Below are 18,851 nucleotides of genomic sequence, written 5' to 3' on the forward strand. Positions count from 1 at the left end.
GCATCCTCACCTCCCGTCAGCCGCAATGAATCAAATCACGCAGCCATTGGCTAGGGGTTTTTGGAGGTCCCCATCTGAATCGCGGTGCGATCGGCATGCACAGATCGGCCGTCAAAATCGAGGTTGGGGACCAGTCGAATCCGACGAAGTACTTATTATATTATAGTCATCGTACAGTATATTAGACGGGCTTCCCGCGAAACATTTTCAGATTCTTTGTATCACTTAAAAGCTGAAGAGATATGTTACGTGATATATTGTGAAGAATTTGCGGTGATGGATAGCTATTAGACACACAACATATTGCTGCACTGCAGTAAACAGCCTTTCGATCCCGCCGCTACATGCAATCGTCTGTTGTCACACCGAAAAAAACACTTACATACAGTCGGAAGAACACATCGCTTGGGGAAGGGTGACGCCACCAGGAGCATTGCTCCTTCGGCGTAACTGATGGGTCAGCAACATGAATTACAGTTCAAACAGTGAAATGAATGCATATGCGGCAGCGACTCCGCATCAGGATCGCTTAGTAGAAAGCATCATTTCGTCGGTTTCACGGGCGGCGGGAATTGTCGTCCTATTCGCCAGCTTCGTCGGCGTCGCGGTTCTCATCCTGAATTGAAACAGCGATGTGCAGCGCTCCGGGCCGGTTGATCCTGAGCGCCGCCATTTGTCCTGTGGTTTACGCTAACTCTACAGGCGCGACTTCGTAGCCAGCATCCGCGATCGCGGCGATCAACCCCTGCAGGTGCGAATCATCGCGCGTCTCGCATTCGATGTCCGTGATCAGCCCCTTGGCAGGCAGGCTGGTGAAGACGCGCTGGTGATAGATCTCGATGATGTTGACCTTCTGCTCATCGAAGATGCGGGCGATCTGGAACAGCGCGCCCGGCCGGTCCTGAAGCCGGATACGCAGGCGCGCGAGGCGGCCCGATCGCGCCAGGTCGCGCAACAACACATTGGCGAGAAGCCGGGTGTCGATATTGCCGCCACATAGCACCAGCCCGACGGTGCGGCCCGCGAACATCGCCTTGTGCGACAGCAGGGCGGCAAGACCCGCGGCGCCTGCGCCTTCCACGACCGTCTTCTCGATCTGGAGCAGCAGGCTCACGGCCTGTTCAAGCGCCCGTTCGCTGACCAACAGGATGTCGTCGACGAGCCGCTCCACGAAGCGGCGCGTCAGCAGGCCGGGCTGCTTGACGGCTATGCCTTCCGCCAGCGTGTCTCCATCGCAGGCAAGATCCTCGCCCTTGATAAGGTCGTACATCGAGGGGTAGAGTTCCGCCTGCACGCCGATGAGCCGCATATCCGGCTTTATCGCGCGCGCTGCGGTGCCCATGCCGGAGAACAACCCGCCGCCGCCGATCGGAATGACCAGCGTGTCGATTGCAGGCGCGTCTTCGAGCATTTCCAGCGCAATGGTGCCCTGCCCTGCGATGATGTCCGGCTCATCGAAGGGATGCACGAACGTCAGGCCGCGCTCCTTCTCCAGCGTACGGGCATATGTGTAGGCGTCATCGAACTTTTCGCCGTGCAGGACCACAGTTGCGCCATGGCCTTCGGTCTGCATGACCTTCACGGTCGGCGTCGTCGTCGGCATTACGATCGTCACGGGGACGCCAAGGCGTGCGCCGTGATAGGCCAGCCCCTGCGCGTGATTGCCGGCGGATGCCGCGATCACGCCTTTGGCGCGTGCCGCGTCGCCCAGCAACGACAGGCGATTGAGTGCGCCGCGTTCCTTGTAAGCGGCAGTGAATTGAAGGTTCTCGAACTTGAGATAGACCTCGGCCCCGACCATGTCCGAAAGCGTGCGGCTAATGAGTGTCGGCGTCCGCACGATGGAGCCCGAAATCCGGGCCCGCGCGGCCAATATGTCGTCCACGGTTACGGGCAGCGGCAGCGCGCCCTCGATCTTGGTCAGCGTATTCATCGCAGCTGCCCCTACTCCATCGGCGCGCAAGAAGAAACTGGCTCTTGCCGAAAACTGCCCTTATGCCGGGTCTGCATCTTCTTGGCGGCTCTATCTGTGCGAGTGCAATGGCAAATATAGCGTTTATCGGCCTGGGCGTGATGGGCGGCCCAATGGCGGGTCATCTTGCAAAGGCGGGGCATGACGTCAGCGTCTACAACCGGTCCATCGGCAAGGCGAAGGCGTGGTCCGAAATGTACGGCGGCACCGTCGCCGTCAGTCCCATGCAGGCGGCCGAGGGGGCGGAGGTGGTCATCACCTGCGTCGGCGCGGATGATGACCTGGCGGCTGTCACATTGGGACGCGACGGCGCCTTTCGGGCGATGAAGAAGGGTTCGCTGTTCATCGATCATACGACGGTGTCGGCGCGCATCGCCCGGCAGCTGTTCGTCGAAGGCGAGAGCCGGGGGCTGCATTGCGTCGACGCGCCGGTGTCCGGTGGACAGGCGGGGGCGGAAAACGGCAAGCTCTCCATCATGTGCGGCGGCACCGAACCGGCGGTCGAGGCGGCACGGATCGTGATGCAATGCTATGCCGCCCGGATCGTGCATGTGGGCGTAGCCGGCGCCGGGCAGACGACGAAGATGGTGAACCAGATCTGCATCGCGGGCGTTCTGCAAGGACTGTCCGAAGGACTGCGTTTTGCGCAAGCTTCCGACCTCGATCTCGACAAGGTGTTCGAGGCGATTTCCGGCGGCGCGGCGCAAAGCTGGCAGATGGAGAACCGCTGGAAGACGATGGCGCAGGACAGCTTCGATTTCGGGTTCGCCGTGGACTGGATGCGCAAGGATCTTGGGCTGGCGCTTGAGGAAGCGCGGTGCAATGGCGCGACGCTGCCGATGGCGGCGCAGGTCGATCAATTCTATGCCGACGTTCAGGCGATGGGCGGCAACCGGCAGGATACCAGCGCACTGGTGCGGCGGATCACGCGCGTATGAAGTCGCGCATAATGCTGGCCGCTGCGCTGTGCGGTTCAGCCCTTCCCCTTCCCGCCCTCGCCTCCGGCCTGATCGACAACGTCAATGGCGTGGCGCTGGACGACACGGGCAAGCTGGTCTCGTTCGACGCGCTTGTCATCGGCGACGACGGTAGGATCGAGAAGCTGTTGAAGGGCAAGGACAAGCGGCCCGAGCGCCCCACCTTCAAGCTGGACGGCAAGGGCCGCACGCTGTTGCCCGGCATGATCGACGCGCACGGGCATGTGATGGGCCTGGGCTTCTCGCTGATGACGCTCGATCTGTCGGGAACGCGCTCGCTGGTAGAGGCACAGGCGAAGATCACGGCCTATGCGCGTGAGAATTCCGGGCGAAAGTGGATTATCGGGAGAGGCTGGAACCAGGAACTGTGGGGCCTTGGGCGTTTCCCCACGGCGGCTGATCTGGATGCTGCGGTCGCGGACATCCCGGTCTGGCTGGAGCGCGTGGACGGTCATGCCGGCTGGGCGAACACTGCGGCGCTGAGAGCTGCAGGCATCAGCGCTGCGACCAAGGCGCCGCCGGGCGGGCGCATCGAAATGGCGGGTGGAAAGCCCGCGGGCGTTTTCATCGACGCGGCGCAAACGCTGATCGCGCGGGTGGTGCCGCCGCCTGCGCCCAAGGACCGCGACCTTGCCTTTGCAAAGGCGCAGGAGAAGCTGCTTTCCTATGGCGTAACGGGCATTGCCGACATGGGCACGAGCATGGACGACTGGCAGACGTTCCGCCGGTCGGGCGACCATGGCGCATTGCGCGTGCGGATCATGGCCTATGCGTCCGGGATCGAGAACATGATCGCGATCGCCGGGCCGGAACCGACGATGTGGCTGTATGATGACCGGCTGCGGCTCGGCGGCGTGAAGCTATATATGGATGGCGCGCTCGGATCGCGTGGGGCTTGGCTGAAGGCGGCATACAGCGACGCGGCGGGGCAGCGGGGGCTGGCGCTGATCGGATCGACACAGTTGCGCAACCAGATGAGCCGCGCGGCGATGGACAACTTCCAGATCGCCGTACACGCGATCGGCGATCAGGCTAACGCTGAAGTGCTGGACGCTATCGAGGAGCTTTCCGACACCTACAAGGGCGACCGGCGCTGGCGGATCGAACATGCGCAGATCGTCGATCCCGTCGACCTGCCGCGCTTTGCCGCGCATGGCACGATTGCCTCGATGCAGCCGGTGCATGAAGCCTCCGACTGGCGGATGGCGACCGCGCGTCTGGGCGAAGCGCGGCTGCGGGGCGCTTATGCCTGGCGGACGATGCTAGACAACAAGGTTCGGCTCGCTTTTGGATCGGATGTGCCCGTGGAGTCAGCCAACCCGTTCTCCGCCATAGCCGTCGCCATTACGCGCGAGGATGCCAAGGGGGAGCCGTTCGGCGGCTGGATGCCGCAGCAGCGCATCCGCATCGAGGAGGCGCTGGCGGCATTTACGCAAGGCGCGGCCTATGCGGGCTTTGCCGAGAAGCGGTTTGGAACGCTCGCGCCGGGACAACAGGCGGACTTCGTGCTGGTCGACCGGGATATCACCCTCGCCAGGCCTGCCGAGATAAGAGAAACGCAAGTGTTGGAGACATGGGTGGGGGGCAAGCGAGTCTATGTGAAGGGAACGAGCAAATGACATCCGGGCAGCAGCAGGGCGTGCAGCAGCGAGCGGCGGTTCGCCTGACTCAGAAGACAGTGGAAAAGCCCTGGGGCCGGTATGACTTGCCCGCGATCTTTCCCAATCCCGATGGCAAGAAAATCGGTGAGATCTGGTTCGATGGGCCGGAAGGACGGCATCCGCCACTACTGGTGAAATACATCTTCACGAGCGAAAAGCTGTCGGTGCAGGTGCATCCCAACGACGCGGAAGCAAAGGACCGGGGCCTGACAGGCGGCAAGTCCGAATGCTGGTATGTGCTGGACGCGGAGCCCGACGCGCGGCTCGGCATCGGAATGACACAGGAACTGGATGGTGAGGCATTGCGGGCAGCGGCGATGGATGGTTCGATCGAAGCGCTGATGGACTGGAAGCCGGTGCGGCCGGGGAGCTTTTATTACATTCCTGCAGGCACGGTACATGCGATCGGCGCGGGCGTGACATTGGTGGAAGTCCAGCAGAATAACGACGTGACCTATCGTCTGTTCGACTATGGCAGGCCGCGCGAGTTGCATCTGGACGAGGGCGTGTCCGTCAGCAAAGCTAAGCCCTTCCCCGAAGGTGACCGTGTTCTGGCACTGGGGACCGAAGACCGCGTGGTGGACGGCAGCTATGCGCCGTTTACGATGGACATGGTGTCATGGAGCGCAGGCGCCCAGCCGAGCCTCCCCAGCAACAAGCCCTGCTGGTTCGTGCCCATTACCGGCGCGGGACAAATCAACGGTCAGGACTGGTCGGCCAATGAGTGCTGGCTGATCGAGGACGACGTTGAACTCACCGTCAGCAAGGATACTGCCGGGTTTATCGCGTTCAAGTAACCTGACTGTAAAAAGGGGATCCGGCGGCGGGCGTTTTTTAGCACTGCCGCCGGGTCAGACGCCTCTCCCTGGTGGCGTGATTCAGCGCGACGCGTAAGTCATGCGCGGCAGGCGGCTCAGGGCTTCGCGAGCAATGTCGCGCGACGACGCAACCGAACCGTCGGCGAGCAACAGATCTACGGGCATGGCTTTCATCGCCTTGCGATAAGCGCGATCTGCGTCCGCCGTTCGGCCCATGCCTGCATAGGCGTTACCGAGATTGATCAAGCGAGCCGGATCGCGTTTGGTGGTGCCCTCCAGGCTGTTGAGCCTTTCAGCGGCGGCGTCATAATTTCCACTGAGGATCGCCGATACGCCGAGAGCACCTGGAGCATAGCCGACTTCCGTCTGCGTCCCTGCCGATGCGGAAGCCGAAATGCCCATGGCGAGCAACGCTGCACCCATGGTGACAAAAGACCGCTTGACCATCGCATCCTCCAGAAAAAACTTCTTACTATAGCGATGAGTATTTCACTTTTATGACGGCCTGACAATATCGCCTGTAAGGGCGGGATGAAGATTTATCTAAGCGTTATCAGTGGGTTCGTCCGAATTGATCTGAGTCTGAGATTTATGATACCTGTTGTCATAAAAGCGCAACAAACTTCTCAGGGAGATAGAAGGTAAGGCGATTCGCAGGTTATCCGCAGCGAAGGGCTCATAGCCGCGATCAGCTAAGGCTGGCGGCTTCACAAATCCGGTGGTGCAAGAGGTCCGGGAGATTCTGTTGCTCGGCTCTCCCGGAAGCCGCCGTAACCCTTCTGTTGCCCGGTGGGTCCAACCGCGTTCTTTTAGAGTAATCTCAGCCGTGAGGCCTCAATTACGCTGCGAGAGCGAGTGCTTCGTTATCGTTGGCACTTATGGGTTTTGAACAGTTTCACGGCTTACTCGGGCCGGGCAAAAACACCGTCTTTGAACACACGTCGATCCTGGTTCGGCCCCGTCAGGTGCCCCCAATGCTGAAAGCATCGGGGCATTTGGTGGAGCCGGCGGGTACTGCCCCCGCGTCCGCTGCGTCTATTACACGGCACAATTTATCGCCATAGTCGGGCAAACCCGACAGATCCTATATAGGCGCGATTGCCTGAATGAAAAGTGACTGCGGGCAAATTCCAGCCAAATACTTCACCTAAAGAAAAGGGGAGCCTCGCTTCCGCAGGGCTCCCCTTTTCGACGATCAGGCTGAAGCGTTTCCGCTCCGGGTCGGATCAGGCGATCAGATCAAGGCGATCAGTTCGCGTTATCGACCTTATCTTCGACCTTGTCAGCGGCTGCGTCGCCTGCTTCACGCGTGGCGTCGGCCTTCTCTTCCAGAGCGTCGCTGACGTTTTCAGCGGAGGCCGCTGCGTTGCCGGTCAGGTTGTCCGCCTTGTCTTCCATCTTGTCCGCCTGGTTTTCCAAAGCGTCCGCCTGGTTCTCATAGGCGTTTTCTACCTTGTTCTCCTGCGCGGAATCACAAGCCGCGAGCGTTACGAGGCTGGCGAGACCAAGCACTTTGACAAAGGTTTTCACGGATAATTCTCCTGTTACGCCCCCTCGGGCAGACATAGCGCATTTGGGCAATCGCGCTCAGGTGCGGCAATCGTCCAATCCGCTCTAACTGGTTTCCATCGCTAAGGTTCCACGGGTCGTCGCATCCGTAACTTTTGGCGCCACTTACAGCTTTGGGCTGGCCTGCAACGAATCACGAATCTGCCGCAGTAATAGAACCTCCTCCGACGTAATTGCCGCTTCCGCTTCTTTCTCTCTCAAATGCGACAGGAGCAGCCGATTGACGCCCTTCATCAGCAGGAAGATGATGAAGGCGAGGATCAGGAAATTGACGACGACCGTCAGGAACTGCCCCCAGCCGAACATGGCGACGCCGGCGGATTTCAGGTCGACGTAGCTATCGGGCGAACCCCGGAAACCTGCGGGGATCGGGCCCAGCCGCACGAAATAGCTGGAGAAGTCGACACCGCCGAACAGCCAGCCGACTACAGGCATGATCAGATCGTCGGTGATCGACTTGGTGATGGTGGCGAATGCGCCGCCGATGATGACGCCGATGGCAAGGTCGAGCACGTTGCCGCGCGCCACAAAGGCTTTGAATTCCGAAACTATCGTCATCTTCAGTTCCCGTCTGGCTGCATCAAGCCTGGAAGATGCAGAAGTGCAAGCGCGATGTCCAGTTGCGGAGGACGCGCACAACGCCTAGCTATGCGACCGACCAGTTTCATGGGGAGAGTTTTCGATGCCGTCCTTGTCGATCCGCCGATCTTTTTCCTTCCGCAGGCTGGCCCCTGCTCTCTTTACCGCCATGGCTGCGATGACGCTGGCGTCGTGCGGCATCAACAGCGTGCCGACCGCCGAGGAAGATGCGAAGGCGAAGTGGGCTGACGTTCAGGCACAGTACCAGCGGCGCTCCAACCTGATCGGCAACCTCGTCGCCACGGTGAAGGGTGCGGCCAAGCAGGAGCAGGACACGCTGGTGCGCGTCACCGAGGCACGCGCCAAGGCGACATCGGTTCAGGTCAGCGCCGAGGATCTTTCCGATCCTGCCAAGGTCGCCCAGTTCCAGGCGGCGCAGGGTGCGCTCAGCCAATCTCTGGGACGGCTGCTGGCCAATGTCGAAGCCTATCCCGATCTCAAGTCCAATCAGAACTTCCTGGAGTTGCAGTCGCAGCTGGAAGGAACGGAGAACCGTATCGCGGTCGCCATTCGCGATTACAACGGGTCGGTTCAGGCGTATAATACGCGCATCCGCACCTTCCCGGACGCGATCGGCGCGAAGCTGATCCACGGCGCCAAGCCGATGACGCCCTATCAGGCGACGACTCCCGGCGCCGAAGAAGCGCCCAAGGTCGACTTCGGCGGCTGATATCCCGCCCGTGAAGACGATCCTGCGCCTTTGCCTGCTTTGGGCGCTGCTGGCGTTCGCGCCGGGCGCGTGGGCGCAGGAGTTTCCCAAGCTGACGGGCCGCGTCGTCGATGCCGCGAACCTGCTGGACCCCGCGCGCGAACAGGCGCTGACCGACAGGCTGGCGGCGCTGGAGCAGCAGAGCGGGCGGCAACTGGTGGTCGCGACGATCCCGAGCCTTCAGGATTACGACATTGCCGATTATGGCTACCGGCTGGGGCGCAACTGGGGGATCGGCGAGAAGGACAAGAACACCGGCGCGTTGCTGATCGTTGCTCCGACCGAGCGGAAGGTGCGGATCGAAGTCGGCTATGGGCTGGAAGGCATATTGACTGACGCTTTGTCCTCGCGGATCATCCGCGAGTCGATCGTACCGCGCTTCAAGGCGAACGATTATCCGGGCGGCATAGAGGCGGGCGCGAGTGCGATCGCGACGTTGCTCACCCTTCCTCCCGCAGAAGCCCGCGCGCAGGCGGCTGCTGCGGAGCGGACTCAGCAGAGCGGCGATAGCGGCGGCAATGGCTTCATGGTGATCTTCTGGATCGCGATCCTGCTGTTCTTCGTGCTGCCTGCCTTGTTCGGGCGGCGGGGCGGACGCAGGCATCGGCGCGGAGGCTTGCCGGTCGTGATCTGGGGCCCAGGGATCGGCGGCGGTGGCTCCGGTTGGGGTGGAGGCGGCGGCTTTGGCGGGGGCGGCGGTTTCTCGGGCGGCGGCGGCAGCTTCGGCGGCGGCGGTGCTTCGGGGGACTGGTGATGGTGCAATTCAAACATCTGTCCGAAGCCGACCATAGCCTCGTCAGCAATGCCGTCGCGCGTGCCGAAGAGGCCAGCGACGGCGAGATCGTGACGATCATCGCCCGCCGATCCGACAGCTATCATGATGTGGGGCTGCACTGGGCCGTGGCGGCCATGTTGGTGGCGTTGTCCCTGGTGGCGGCGTTTCCGCAATGGTTTGAACATGCCGTGCTGACGCTGATCGGCAGTTGGGAGCATGAGTTGGAGGACTGGAAGTTCCTGACGGCCTTGCTCGTGCTGCTGATCGTCAAGTTCCTGGTCGTCCGCTATCTGCTCGCGATCATGCCGCTCAGGATGCTGTTGACGCCCAAGGCCACAAAGGCGCGCCGGGTGCGGCGGCGGGCGATCACGCTCTTCCGCACGGCTGTCGAGGCCCGCACGCGCGCCAAGACCGGCGTTCTGATCTACCTCTCGCTGGACGAGCATCGGGCCGAGATCGTCGCGGATGCAGCAATCAACGGCAAAGTGGTGCCCGAAGTCTGGGGGGACGCAATGGCCGCGCTCATCCAAGAGGTTCGTGCCGGACATCCCGGCCGGGGCATGGCGCGCGCGGTCGAGATCGTGGGCGCGGTGCTGGCCGAACATTTCCCCCGCAGTGCGGACGACCGCAACGAACTCCCGGACCGACTGATAGAGTTATGACCATCGACGCACCTGAAGAGACCATGTGGGAAGGCCGCTATATTGCGGCGAAGCGGCGCGGATCGTGGGAATATGTTGGGCGGGCGCGCGGCATCAAGGCAGCCGTGATCCTGGCCGTGGATGACGGGCATGTGCTGCTGGTGGATCAATATCGCGTGCCTTTGGGGCGGCGCTGTCTGGAGCTGCCCGCGGGACTTGTCGGCGATGGCGACATTCCGGACGAGGACGCGGCAATCGCCGCCGCTCGTGAGTTGGAAGAGGAAACCGGCTACCGCGCAGGCGAGATCGCCATATTGGGAGAGTTCTTCAGTTCTCCCGGCATGGTCTCGGAAAGCTTCACTTTGTTTCGGGCAACGGAGCTGGTGCAGGTCGGCGAAGGCGGCGGCGTGGATGATGAAGACATCATCGTCCACCGTGTGCCGCTCTCCACGCTGCCCGCTTATGTCACCGAAATGCGCGAGCGCGGTTTCGCCATGGACGTGAAACTGCTGATCCTGCTGGGAAGCAGCTTCCTGCAGGCTTAGAGCGTAATCCGATCGTACAGGATCGGATTACGCTCTGATTGTCTTTTATTTTCCGCATTTTCTGAGCCAGCAGATGATGCCATCTGCTTCGAAAATGCTTTACCGGAAATTGTCGGCGTAGGTCTGGATCTTCAGCGTCTTGGGCGGCGTATTGACGACCGTATAGTCGATGCCCTCCCGATCCGCATAAGCCTTGGCCGCATCCTGCGTGGGGAATTTCAGGCTTACCTGCTCGGGCGTGTTGCCGGAGCCGGCCCAGCCGGTCAGCGGGTCGGGCTTCTTGGCCTCGGTGGGTACGAACTCCAGCACCCAGGTGTCGGTGCGCGCCTTGCCCGATTGCATCGCGTTCTTCGGGATCTGATAGATACGAGCGGGCACGGCATTCTCCGATGGGCGTTTCGCGATCGGCTTTGCCCCGGAACGCCTGGGGAGGTCAAGATTTCCCGCGCGCGTCCGCCCTTTTCGTGCGCAGCGTCGCCGCCGCCGCCGCCGGATCGTCCGGCCAGGGGTGGCGGGGATAGCGGCCGCGCATTTCCTTGGCCACTGCTGTCCAGCTTCCGGCCCAGAAACCGGGCAAGTCGCGGGTGGTCTGGATCGGCCGCCCGGCAGGCGAAGTGAGGCTGAGCACCAGCGGCACCTGCCTCTCTCCGACGCAGGGGTGCGTGGCCAGGCCGTAGAGTGCCTGCACGCGCAGTTCGACTCGGGGGCCGCCCTCTGCCGCATAGTCGATGGCGTGGTGACTGCCTGCGGGGGACACGAACTCCGGCGGCGCGAGGCGGCCGATGCGTTGCTTGCCGTCCCAGCCGATGATGTTTTCCAAGGCCTGAGACAGCGCCGAGCGGCCGATGTCCGCAAGTCGCCGCCTGCCAGTGAGGAGCGAGGGGAGCCAATCATCGAGCGTCCCGATCAGAGCGGCGTCGGACAGTTCCTCTACTCCGGCAAAGGCAGCGCGCATCCGCAGCGACTGCGCGGCTTCGGACCATGGGAGCAGGTCAATCCCCCCTCCCCGCACACCTTCCAGCAGCGCGTTGGCCACGGCATCGGGATCGGGGCGCTCGTCGGAGCCGGAGGTCAGGCGCAGCGCTCCCAATCGCCGCTCGCGCAGGGCTTCGATGCCGCCGGTTTCCGAGCGGAATCGCACGACGCGATGTTCGGCGATGCGATCTCCGAACAACGCCAGTACTTCCGCTTCGGATATCGGCGCGGCGGAGAGGATGCGCGCGCCTGCGGCATTGCCCTGTACTTCGCCGACTGCCAGCCATTCCTCGCGTGCAAGGGGGCTCAGAGGGTCCAGCCTGAAGCCGCGCCCGCCGACGCTGGCCCAATGCGCGCCGTCCGCCGAGCGGCGCTTGGAGAGGCGATCCGGGAAGGCCAAGGCGAGGCAGAGACCCGCGGAATCGGCATTGCCTCCGCCTTGGCCGCCGACAAGGCCGGTCCAGCGCTTCACCAGCTTGCGGCCCGCTTCCGCCCGCGGGCCGCCTTCCCGGCGCCAACGTGTCAGCCGCTGGGACAGGTCCGTGTCGCTGCCGCCCAGGCCGCGTTCACCGAGCAGCAGGGCAATCTCCGCGGCGACTTGCGCCAGCCCGCGTTCGGCTGCGCGCACCAGCATGTGGGCGATCCGTGGCGCCAGGGGGAGCTTTGCGATCTGGCGGCCGTGGGGCGTGATACGCCCTTCGGAATCGAGCGCATCCAGCGCCTTCAGGCGAGTTCGCGCCTCCTCGACGGCTGCAGAGGGTGGCGAGTCGATCCAGCGCAGGGTCGTGGGATCGCCTACGCCCCACAAAGCGCAGTCCAGCAGCAGCGCCGAAAGATCGCTCTCCAGTATCTCCGGAGGATCGTAGGGCGGCATCCCCGCCGTGGCCGCTGCTTCCCAAAGGCGATAGGCAGCGCCCGGCGATTGACGCGCGGCGCGCCCCGCCCGCTGGGTCGCCGATGCCTGACTGGACTTCTCCGTGACCAGCCGCGTCACCCCGGCGGCACGATCATAGCGGGGGCGACGCGCTAGGCCGCTGTCGATGACGATGCGGACCCCATCGATGGTGAGGCTGGTTTCGGCGATGCTGGTGGCAAGGATGACCTTGCGCTCCCCTGCCCCGGCTGGCCGGAGTGTGGCGCGTTGCTGAGCGGGTTCCAGGGAGCCGTGGAGGCGATGTACGCGAACGGCGCCGGGCAGTCCGGCAAGGCGTTCGGCGGTGCGCTCGATCTCCATTACGCCGGGCAGGAAGGCGAGGATATCGCCTTGGGGTTCCTCGGCAAGGGCGCGCTTCACCGCCGCGGCCATTTCGTCTTCGATGCGCTTTTCGGAATTGCGTCCGATGTGGCGCAGATCGAGAGGGAACATGCGGCCTTCGCTCTCGATGATCGGGCAGCCGTCCATCAACGCCGCGAAGCGCCCTCCGTCGAGCGTGGCCGACATAGCCACCAGGCGGAGGCCCGGGCGTAGCGCACCCTGCGAATCCAGCGCGAGCGCCAGACCGAAGTCGCTGTCAAGGCTGCGCTCATGGACTTCGTCGAACAGCACGGCGCTTACGCCCGCCAGTTCGGGATCATCCTGTATGCGGTTGCGGAAGATGCCTTCGGTAAGGACCAGCAGCCGCGTGCGCGCGGACTGGCGACTGTCCATGCGCGTTGCGTATCCCACGGTGCCGCCGGGCGCTTCGCCCAGCATCTCGGATATGCGCTCCGCTGCGGCGCGGGCAGCGAGGCGGCGGGGCGAGAGCAGCAAGATCTGCCCGGTACACCATGGCTCGCTCAGCAGAGCGGGCGCAACCGCTGTGGTCTTGCCCGCACCGGGCGGCGCTACGAGTACGGCATTGCTGGTTGCCCGCAGAACGTCGAGCAAGTCAGGCAGTACGGCATGGATCGGAAGGTCAGTCATTGCGATCACACTCTCCCGCAGGAGAGGCAGGACGCATCAATATGCCCGCGCAATCGCGAATTCTACCGCCTCGGTGAGCGCCGCCTTCGCCTGTCCGTTTGCGAAGGTGCCCAGCGCGTCGATGGCGCGCTGACCGTAGTGGCGGGCGCGGGCCATGGTGTCGGCTATCGCGCCCGTCTCGCGCAGCAGGCGTGTGGCATGAGCGAGATCGTCGTCGGATGTCCGGTGCCCGGCAATGGCGGCCTTCCAGAACTCGCGCGATTCTGCGTCGCCGCGCGCATAGGCCAGGATCACCGGCAGCGTGACCTTGCCGTCGCGGAAATCGTCGCCCGCATCCTTTCCCATGGTCGCGCCGTCCGATTCATAGTCGATGGCGTCGTCCACCAGCTGGAACGCAATGCCCAGATTGCGGCCATAAGCGTCGAGCGCCTGCTCCTGCGCGTCGTCACGCTCCGCCACCACGGCGGCGATGCGGCAGGCGGCGGCGAACAGGGCTGCGGTCTTAGCGCCGATGATGTCGAGATAATGTTCCTCGTCGGTGTCGATCCGGCGCTGCGCGGTCAGTTGGCTGACTTCGCCCTCCGCAATGACGGCGGAAGCATTGGCGAGGATCTTGAGGACCTTGAGCGAGCCATCCTCGACCATCAGCTCGAACGAGCGACTGAAGAGGAAATCGCCGACAAGTACGCTGGCGCTGTTGCCCCAGATGATATTGGCGGTACGGCGCCCCCGGCGCAGGCCCGATCCGTCCACCACATCGTCATGCAGCAGGGTCGCGGTGTGAATGAACTCCACGGCGGCGGCCAGTTTGTAATGCCGATTGCCGGGGTACTGCAGCAACTCGGCGCAGGCGAGCGTCAGCATGGGGCGCATCCGCTTGCCCCCTCCCGCGATCAGATGCCCCGCAAGCTCAGGGATCAGTGGGATGCGCGACTGCATCCGGTCCAGGATCACGCTGTTGACGCTGTTCATGCCGCCCGCGACCAACGCCATCATCGGGTCCAGCGATGGCCCGCTGCTGCGGCCAAGGCGTACTACATTTCCGGAGGTCGTTGCGGTCATGACAGGGCGTAAGTGGCGATCCGCAATCGATTAGGCAACTCCTAAATGGTGCGATAGTGGACCTTTGGCTTGCCTTGCGGCACCGATACGGCAAAAAGCGCGTCAACTTGAGGAGGCCCCGGATGGACGACACGCTTCGACGTTATCGGCAAAGCATCGACAATATCGACGCAGCGTTGGTGTTCATGCTGGCCGAGCGGTTCAAGGTTACGCAGGCCGTGGGCGAGCACAAGGCCCGCCACAGCCTGCCGCCTGCCGATCCGGGACGCGAAGAGAGCCAGATCGCGCGATTGCGGCAATTGGCCACTGACGCCAATCTCGACCCGGATTTCACCGAGAAGTTCCTGCGCTTCATCATCGACGAAGTGATCCGCCATCATGAGCGCGCCCGCGACCAGTGATGGCATTGCGCGATTTCGCGACGCGGCTTTGGAACCGGCCCTATCTGCTGCTTTCGCTGACGATCCTGTTCTGGGCGGGCAACAGCATCGTGGCGCGCGCGGTGCGAGACAGCATACCGCCGATGACGCTGACCGCCTTTCGCTGGGTCGGAGCCAGTATTCTGGTGATGCCCTTTGCGTGTCGGCCGATCGTGCGGGACATGCCAGTGCTGCGGGCGCACTGGCGAATGGTGCTCGCATTGGGATTGCTCGGCGTCGCCGCGTTCAACACGCTGCTTTATCTGGGCGTGCATTACACGACTGCCAGCAATGCGCTGCTGATCCAGGCATCGATGCCGCCGATCATATTGCTGATGGCATGGCTATGGCGGGGGGAGCGGACGACGCTGTCGCGGCTCTTGGCAACGGCGCTGTCTTTCGCGGGCGTGATCATGGTGGTGGCGCAGGGCAGCATCTATACGCTGCTCCACATGACGATGAATTTCGGCGATATTCTGGTGCTGATCGCGTCAGTATCGTGGGCGGCATATACGCTGCTGCTGCCAGAGCGTCCGCAGACGCACCCGCTGACTTTCCTTGCCGTCACCTTCCTGATCGGCGTCGCTTGCGTAGTGCCTTTGACCGTGCTGGAGCTGGCGCGGGGCGCGCGCATCCTGTGGTCGCCGGCCGCGGTGGGCGCGATCCTGTACGTCGCATTGCTGCCTTCGGTGGTCGCTTATGTCTGCTATGTGGGGGGCGTGTCCCTGGTCGGCGCGGCCGTGGGAGGGCAGTTCATCAATGCGATGCCTCTTGTCGGCGCGCTCCTGGCCGTGTTGCTGCTGGGAGAGCGGCTTGTGACCTATCACCTTGTCGGAATGGCGATGATCCTCTTCGGCATCATCTGGTTCGCTCGGGCGACTAGGCGGCCGCCGGAAGCTGTAGCCTGACGAGAGCGCCGCCAAGGTCCTCGCTCTCCTCCAGCGCGACGGTGCCGCCATAGATCTCCGCCACATCGCGAACGATCGCCAGGCCGAGACCCGTTCCAGGCTTGCCCGAATCGAGCCGTACGCCGCGGTCGAAGATGCGTTCCCGATCCTCTTCGGCAATGCCCCGGCCGTCGTCCTCGACGATGATGTCGACTGATTCTCCGGTGCGGGTGACGGTCGCAAAAACGCTGCCGCCGCCATATTTGGCCGCGTTCTCCAACAGATTGCCGAGCAGTTCGTCGAGGTCCTGTCGCTCGACGCGCACGGCGGCGGTCTTGTCGCCATCCATGTCGATGCGGACATAAGGGTAGAGACGGGCAACCGCGCGCTCGACCGCCTGAAGGCTGGCCCAGACCTCGGCGCGGCTTTGCGCGGAGCCGCGCCGACCCACGGCGCGGGCGCGGGCAAGGTGATGGTCGACTTGCCGCCGCATCGTCGTGGCTTCGCGTATCACGGCGTCGCCAAGGTCCGGCGCCTTGGCCGTCGCAGCGTTCATGATGACCGTCAGCGGCGTCTTCAGCGCATGGGCGAGATTCCCGGCGTGAGTCCGCGCTTCTTCCGCCTGTCGCTCGTTATGCGCGAGCAGTGCGTTCAGTTCGTCGACCATCGGCTGCAACTCGGCCGGCATAGCGGCCGTGACCCGGCTTTTCTCCCCGGCCCGCATCGCGGCGATCTCCAGCCGCACCCGGCGCAGCGGCCGTAATCCATAGAAGGTCTGCAACGCCACCATGACGATCAGGCCCAATCCGAGTAATGCGAAGCTCTTTATCAGGGTGGAGCGTAGCGCCTCGATCTGATCGTCCAGGCCCGACCGCGCCTGGGCGACTATGAACATCCATCGCACGTCCGATCCCGGCAGAACCACCGACCTTTCCATCACGCGAAGGTCCTCGCCGGGAAATTGCCTGCTGTCATAGGCGTGGGATTCGCGGTCGCGATGCGCGGTATCGACCTTGAGTGCGCGATCCCAAAGCGAGCGGGAGCGCCAGTCTTCCCGGCCCGGCGCGCTGATCTGGTAATAAAGGCCGCTATTGGGCTCCAGGAATCGCTGGTCGGCGAGCGGGCGATTGAACAGGACTTCGCCGTCCGGCCCCAATTCTGCCGAGGCGATCATCGCCGTCAGGACATAGTTCAGGCCATCGTCGAAATTGCGGGTGACGGCGTCGGCCAGCACCCGGTCCAGCGCAACGCCGCCGCCCAGCAGCAGCACCGAGATCCACAGCGACGCGATGCCGATGATGCGCCGGCTGAGCGATCCCGTGGAGCGCGTCGCCTTCAGATCTGCGGAGGTTGCCACGGATCGGCGATCAGCCGACCGGCTCGTCCAGGCTGTAGCCGAGGCCGCGGATGGTGGTGATCACGTCCGCGCCCAGTTTCTTGCGGATGCGCGTGACGAAGACTTCGATGGTGTTCGAATCGCGATCGAAATCCTGATCGTAGATATGCTCGATCAGCTCGGTGCGGCTGACGACCTTGCCCTTGTGGTGCAGCAGGTAGGATAGCAGCTTGTACTCTTGCGCGGTCAGCTTGACCGGCTCGCCATTCAACGTGACCTTGCCCGAGCGGGTGTCGAGGCGCACGTCGCCCGCGATCAGTTCGCTGGACGCATTGCCCGATGCGCGGCGGATCAGGGCGCGAAGGCGGGCGATCAGTTCCTCGCTCTGGAACGGCTTGGCGAGGTAATCGTCTGCGCCTGCGTCGAGGCCGGCAACCTTGTCCGACCAGCTGTCGCGGGCGGTGAGGACCAGAACGGGGAATGTCTTGCCGTCCTTGCGCCAGCGGTCGAGGACCGTCAGCCCGTCGATTTCCGGCAGGCCCAGGTCCAGCACCACGGCGTCATAGGCTTCGGTGGAGCCCAGAAAATGCCCGTCTTCGCCATCGGTGGCGAGATCGACGGCATAGCCCGCGCCTTCCAGCGTGTTCTTGAGTTGCTGGCCGAGGCTAGGCTCATCTTCAACGATCAACAGACGCATAGTGGCCCTTTTCTCTTCCGTTGCGCAGGCAGTCGGGCGTCAGCGCGCCCAGCCGATAATATCGCCGGTCCTGCCGTCCACGTCCACCCACACGACCTTGCCGTCCTTCACATATTTCAGGCGGTAGCGATTGGTGGAGGGACTGAATTCCGACCCGAGATAGGTCGCGTCGTTCATCTCCGCCTCGACGCGGCGCTTGATGATCGAGAAGGGCATGACCTGTCCTTCGAGCATGGCACGCCGGGCCGCATCCTGCTCGTCGCGGCGCCCCTGTGCGGGCGCGGCGCTCAGCCCGAGAAAGGCAGTCGCGGCGAGTGCGAGAGAAATCAGGGGCTTGGCGAACATCGGCATAGGTCATGGCATAGTGCACCGGCATTGAACAGGTGGTGAATAGGGCCGGTGCGCTTGCACGGCGCGGGAATCTCTAGCGTTCCAGCGCATATTGCACGGTCAGCGTAACGGAACTGGAGACCTGTCCCGGTTCTACTGGCGTGGATTTCGCCGTGTCCGCACTCATCCGCTGCACCATCATCGGCATAGGCGGCATGCCACCGCTGTTGCTTTCACTGATCGACACCAGACGGGCGGACCGGAATCCAGCCTGCTGCGCATAGAAGTCCGCCTGCGACTTGGCCGTCTTCAACGCCGTGCCACGCGCCTGCACCAGCAGCGGCGCAGGATTGTCGATGGAGAAGGTCGGCCCGTTGATGCTCGTCGCGCCCGCCGCCACCATGCGGTCGAGCAAATCGCCGACCTTGGCTACGTCGCGCAGCGTCACGCTGAGCTGGTTTGCAGCTTCATAGCCAAGGAACCTGGGCGGCGATGGCGTGCCGTTGCTACCGGCGCTGTAGTCATATTGCGCGTTGAGGCGAATGCCGCTGGTCTGGATGTCCTTCTTGGCGATGCCTACCTTGCTGAGCGCCGCGATCAGGCCGTCCATCTTCGTCGCATTGTCGGCCATCGCCTGCCTGGCGGTGGGCGCGCGGGTTTCGACGCCGGTGCTCACCGTGGCGATGTCGGGCGCAGCCTGGACGCTCTCCGTGACATTGAGCGTCACCACCGGCGCGGTTTCGGCAAGCGTCACCTGCGTTTGCGCCTGCACGGTCGCGGGCAGCAGGAGCGCGGGGAGCAGGAGCGCGGGGAGCATCAGGGCGGCAAGCTTCATCATATCGTCTCCAGTCAATCGACCCCGCCAACGCCTCGATCATCGTAGCGGTTCCGAAACCATCTAGCGGCACGGCGGCTGAACGGAGGATGAGCGGCCCT

20 protein-coding genes and 1 other RNA gene are annotated in these 18,851 nt (G+C 63.4%); 9 read left to right on the plus strand and 12 right to left on the minus strand.

The features are described from left to right. Positions 1–685: 685 nt before the first annotated feature. Positions 686–1,933 carry a threonine ammonia-lyase gene (locus tag QHC67_RS14290; RefSeq protein ID WP_319295340.1) on the minus strand — a complete coding sequence of 416 codons (1,248 nt, stop codon included), beginning with the start codon at positions 1,931–1,933 and terminating at the stop codon, positions 686–688. A 107-nt stretch (positions 1,934–2,040) separates the two neighbouring features. Here QHC67_RS14290 and QHC67_RS14295 point away from each other — a divergent pair, with 107 nt between their 5' ends. From QHC67_RS14295 to QHC67_RS14305, 3 genes are read left to right on the plus strand one after another with little or no spacing between them, the layout of a single operon-like run. Then, positions 2,041–2,910, plus strand: coding sequence for an NAD(P)-dependent oxidoreductase (locus tag QHC67_RS14295; protein ID WP_319295341.1), 870 nt, complete (start codon positions 2,041–2,043; stop codon positions 2,908–2,910). An 11-nt stretch (positions 2,911–2,921) separates the two neighbouring features. Continuing rightward, complete coding sequence (locus tag QHC67_RS14300; RefSeq protein WP_319295376.1) at positions 2,922–4,568, plus strand: amidohydrolase; 1,647 nt, start codon at positions 2,922–2,924, stop codon at positions 4,566–4,568. Further along, positions 4,565–5,407 (plus strand): class I mannose-6-phosphate isomerase, encoded by an 843-nt coding sequence (locus tag QHC67_RS14305; protein WP_319295342.1) that lies wholly within the window; start codon positions 4,565–4,567, stop codon positions 5,405–5,407. The genes QHC67_RS14300 and QHC67_RS14305 overlap by 4 nt, the downstream gene beginning before the upstream one ends. Before the next feature lie 81 nt (positions 5,408–5,488). Here the strand turns inward: QHC67_RS14305 and QHC67_RS14310 are convergent, their stop codons facing one another. From QHC67_RS14310 to mscL, 4 genes are all read right to left on the minus strand, one after another. Beyond that, entirely contained in the window at positions 5,489–5,875 is a 387-nt protein-coding gene (locus QHC67_RS14310) for a tetratricopeptide repeat protein (protein ID WP_319295343.1), read from the minus strand. 320 nt (positions 5,876–6,195) lie between these two features. Next, positions 6,196–6,545: a transfer-messenger RNA gene (ssrA, locus tag QHC67_RS14315) on the minus strand. A 131-nt stretch (positions 6,546–6,676) separates the two neighbouring features. Beyond that, the gene (locus tag QHC67_RS14320) at positions 6,677–7,009 is read right to left on the minus strand and encodes a hypothetical protein (RefSeq protein WP_319295344.1); all 333 of its coding nucleotides are present in this window, start codon (positions 7,007–7,009) and stop codon (positions 6,677–6,679) included. Positions 7,010–7,102: 93 nt separating this feature from the next. Beyond that, positions 7,103–7,555 carry a large conductance mechanosensitive channel protein MscL gene (mscL, locus tag QHC67_RS14325; RefSeq protein ID WP_319295345.1) on the minus strand — a complete coding sequence of 151 codons (453 nt, stop codon included), beginning with the start codon at positions 7,553–7,555 and terminating at the stop codon, positions 7,103–7,105. A 190-nt stretch (positions 7,556–7,745) separates the two neighbouring features. Between mscL and QHC67_RS14330 the strand changes: the two genes are divergently transcribed. From QHC67_RS14330 to QHC67_RS14345, 4 genes are read left to right on the plus strand one after another with little or no spacing between them, the layout of a single operon-like run. Next, positions 7,746–8,306 carry a LemA family protein gene (locus tag QHC67_RS14330; RefSeq protein WP_319295377.1) on the plus strand — a complete coding sequence of 187 codons (561 nt, stop codon included), beginning with the start codon at positions 7,746–7,748 and terminating at the stop codon, positions 8,304–8,306. A gap of 19 nt (positions 8,307–8,325) precedes the next feature. Further along, entirely contained in the window at positions 8,326–9,099 is a 774-nt protein-coding gene (locus QHC67_RS14335) for a TPM domain-containing protein (RefSeq protein ID WP_413818549.1), read from the plus strand. Then, the gene (locus tag QHC67_RS14340; RefSeq protein WP_319295347.1) at positions 9,099–9,782 is read left to right on the plus strand and encodes a hypothetical protein; all 684 of its coding nucleotides are present in this window, start codon (positions 9,099–9,101) and stop codon (positions 9,780–9,782) included. Before QHC67_RS14335 ends, QHC67_RS14340 begins: the two co-directional genes overlap by 1 nt. Then, positions 9,779–10,306 carry an NUDIX hydrolase gene (locus QHC67_RS14345; protein WP_319295348.1) on the plus strand — a complete coding sequence of 176 codons (528 nt, stop codon included), beginning with the start codon at positions 9,779–9,781 and terminating at the stop codon, positions 10,304–10,306. Before QHC67_RS14340 ends, QHC67_RS14345 begins: the two co-directional genes overlap by 4 nt. Before the next feature lie 99 nt (positions 10,307–10,405). Here the strand turns inward: QHC67_RS14345 and QHC67_RS14350 are convergent, their stop codons facing one another. The 3 genes from QHC67_RS14350 to QHC67_RS14360 are packed head-to-tail and all read right to left on the minus strand — an operon-like array spanning position 10,406 to position 14,246. Continuing rightward, on the minus strand, positions 10,406–10,684 hold the full coding sequence (locus QHC67_RS14350; RefSeq protein WP_319295349.1) for an ETC complex I subunit: 279 nt from the start codon (positions 10,682–10,684) through the stop codon (positions 10,406–10,408). A 55-nt stretch (positions 10,685–10,739) separates the two neighbouring features. After that, the gene (hrpB, locus tag QHC67_RS14355; protein WP_319295350.1) at positions 10,740–13,184 is read right to left on the minus strand and encodes an ATP-dependent helicase HrpB; all 2,445 of its coding nucleotides are present in this window, start codon (positions 13,182–13,184) and stop codon (positions 10,740–10,742) included. Between the two features lie 36 nt (positions 13,185–13,220). Next, positions 13,221–14,246 carry a polyprenyl synthetase family protein gene (locus QHC67_RS14360; protein WP_319295351.1) on the minus strand — a complete coding sequence of 342 codons (1,026 nt, stop codon included), beginning with the start codon at positions 14,244–14,246 and terminating at the stop codon, positions 13,221–13,223. A gap of 122 nt (positions 14,247–14,368) precedes the next feature. Between QHC67_RS14360 and QHC67_RS14365 the strand changes: the two genes are divergently transcribed. Next, a complete protein-coding gene (locus QHC67_RS14365; protein ID WP_319295352.1) occupies positions 14,369–14,647 on the plus strand; it encodes a chorismate mutase in 279 nt (92 codons plus the stop codon). Then, on the plus strand, positions 14,647–15,573 hold the full coding sequence (locus QHC67_RS14370) for a DMT family transporter (protein ID WP_319295353.1): 927 nt from the start codon (positions 14,647–14,649) through the stop codon (positions 15,571–15,573). The genes QHC67_RS14365 and QHC67_RS14370 overlap by 1 nt, the downstream gene beginning before the upstream one ends. Here QHC67_RS14370 and QHC67_RS14375 read toward each other — a convergent pair. From QHC67_RS14375 to QHC67_RS14390, 4 genes are all read right to left on the minus strand, one after another. Beyond that, the gene (locus QHC67_RS14375; protein ID WP_319295378.1) at positions 15,545–16,852 is read right to left on the minus strand and encodes a HAMP domain-containing sensor histidine kinase; all 1,308 of its coding nucleotides are present in this window, start codon (positions 16,850–16,852) and stop codon (positions 15,545–15,547) included. The genes QHC67_RS14370 and QHC67_RS14375 overlap by 29 nt on opposite strands. A 67-nt stretch (positions 16,853–16,919) precedes the next feature. Then, positions 16,920–17,585 carry a response regulator transcription factor gene (locus QHC67_RS14380; protein WP_319295354.1) on the minus strand — a complete coding sequence of 222 codons (666 nt, stop codon included), beginning with the start codon at positions 17,583–17,585 and terminating at the stop codon, positions 16,920–16,922. Positions 17,586–17,624: 39 nt separating this feature from the next. Beyond that, positions 17,625–17,930 (minus strand): hypothetical protein, encoded by a 306-nt coding sequence (locus tag QHC67_RS14385; RefSeq protein ID WP_319295355.1) that lies wholly within the window; start codon positions 17,928–17,930, stop codon positions 17,625–17,627. A 79-nt stretch (positions 17,931–18,009) separates the two neighbouring features. Next, positions 18,010–18,732, minus strand: coding sequence for an SIMPL domain-containing protein (locus tag QHC67_RS14390; protein ID WP_319295379.1), 723 nt, complete (start codon positions 18,730–18,732; stop codon positions 18,010–18,012). Positions 18,733–18,851: the final 119 nt, after the last annotated feature.

This window comes from Sphingobium sp., from assembly GCF_033795625.1.
GTDB lineage: Bacteria > Pseudomonadota > Alphaproteobacteria > Sphingomonadales > Sphingomonadaceae > Sphingobium.

Coding starts and splice junctions, on each gene's coding strand:
- QHC67_RS14340 (WP_319295347.1), top strand. CDS start 9,099: ATGGTGCAATTCAAACATCTGTCCGAAGCCGACCATAGCCTCGTCAGC.
- QHC67_RS14295 (WP_319295341.1), top strand. CDS start 2,041: ATGGCAAATATAGCGTTTATCGGCCTGGGCGTGATGGGCGGCCCAATG.
- QHC67_RS14305 (WP_319295342.1), top strand. CDS start 4,565: ATGACATCCGGGCAGCAGCAGGGCGTGCAGCAGCGAGCGGCGGTTCGC.
- hrpB (WP_319295350.1), bottom strand. CDS start 13,184: ATGACTGACCTTCCGATCCATGCCGTACTGCCTGACTTGCTCGACGTT.
- QHC67_RS14310 (WP_319295343.1), bottom strand. CDS start 5,875: ATGGTCAAGCGGTCTTTTGTCACCATGGGTGCAGCGTTGCTCGCCATG.
- QHC67_RS14330 (WP_319295377.1), top strand. CDS start 7,746: ATGGCTGCGATGACGCTGGCGTCGTGCGGCATCAACAGCGTGCCGACC.
- QHC67_RS14380 (WP_319295354.1), bottom strand. CDS start 17,585: ATGCGTCTGTTGATCGTTGAAGATGAGCCTAGCCTCGGCCAGCAACTC.
- QHC67_RS14345 (WP_319295348.1), top strand. CDS start 9,779: ATGACCATCGACGCACCTGAAGAGACCATGTGGGAAGGCCGCTATATT.
- QHC67_RS14385 (WP_319295355.1), bottom strand. CDS start 17,930: ATGTTCGCCAAGCCCCTGATTTCTCTCGCACTCGCCGCGACTGCCTTT.
- mscL (WP_319295345.1), bottom strand. CDS start 7,555: ATGACGATAGTTTCGGAATTCAAAGCCTTTGTGGCGCGCGGCAACGTG.
- QHC67_RS14370 (WP_319295353.1), top strand. CDS start 14,647: ATGGCATTGCGCGATTTCGCGACGCGGCTTTGGAACCGGCCCTATCTG.
- QHC67_RS14290 (WP_319295340.1), bottom strand. CDS start 1,933: ATGAATACGCTGACCAAGATCGAGGGCGCGCTGCCGCTGCCCGTAACC.
- QHC67_RS14365 (WP_319295352.1), top strand. CDS start 14,369: ATGGACGACACGCTTCGACGTTATCGGCAAAGCATCGACAATATCGAC.
- QHC67_RS14360 (WP_319295351.1), bottom strand. CDS start 14,246: ATGACCGCAACGACCTCCGGAAATGTAGTACGCCTTGGCCGCAGCAGC.
- QHC67_RS14300 (WP_319295376.1), top strand. CDS start 2,922: ATGCTGGCCGCTGCGCTGTGCGGTTCAGCCCTTCCCCTTCCCGCCCTC.
- QHC67_RS14390 (WP_319295379.1), bottom strand. CDS start 18,732: ATGCTCCCCGCGCTCCTGCTCCCCGCGCTCCTGCTGCCCGCGACCGTG.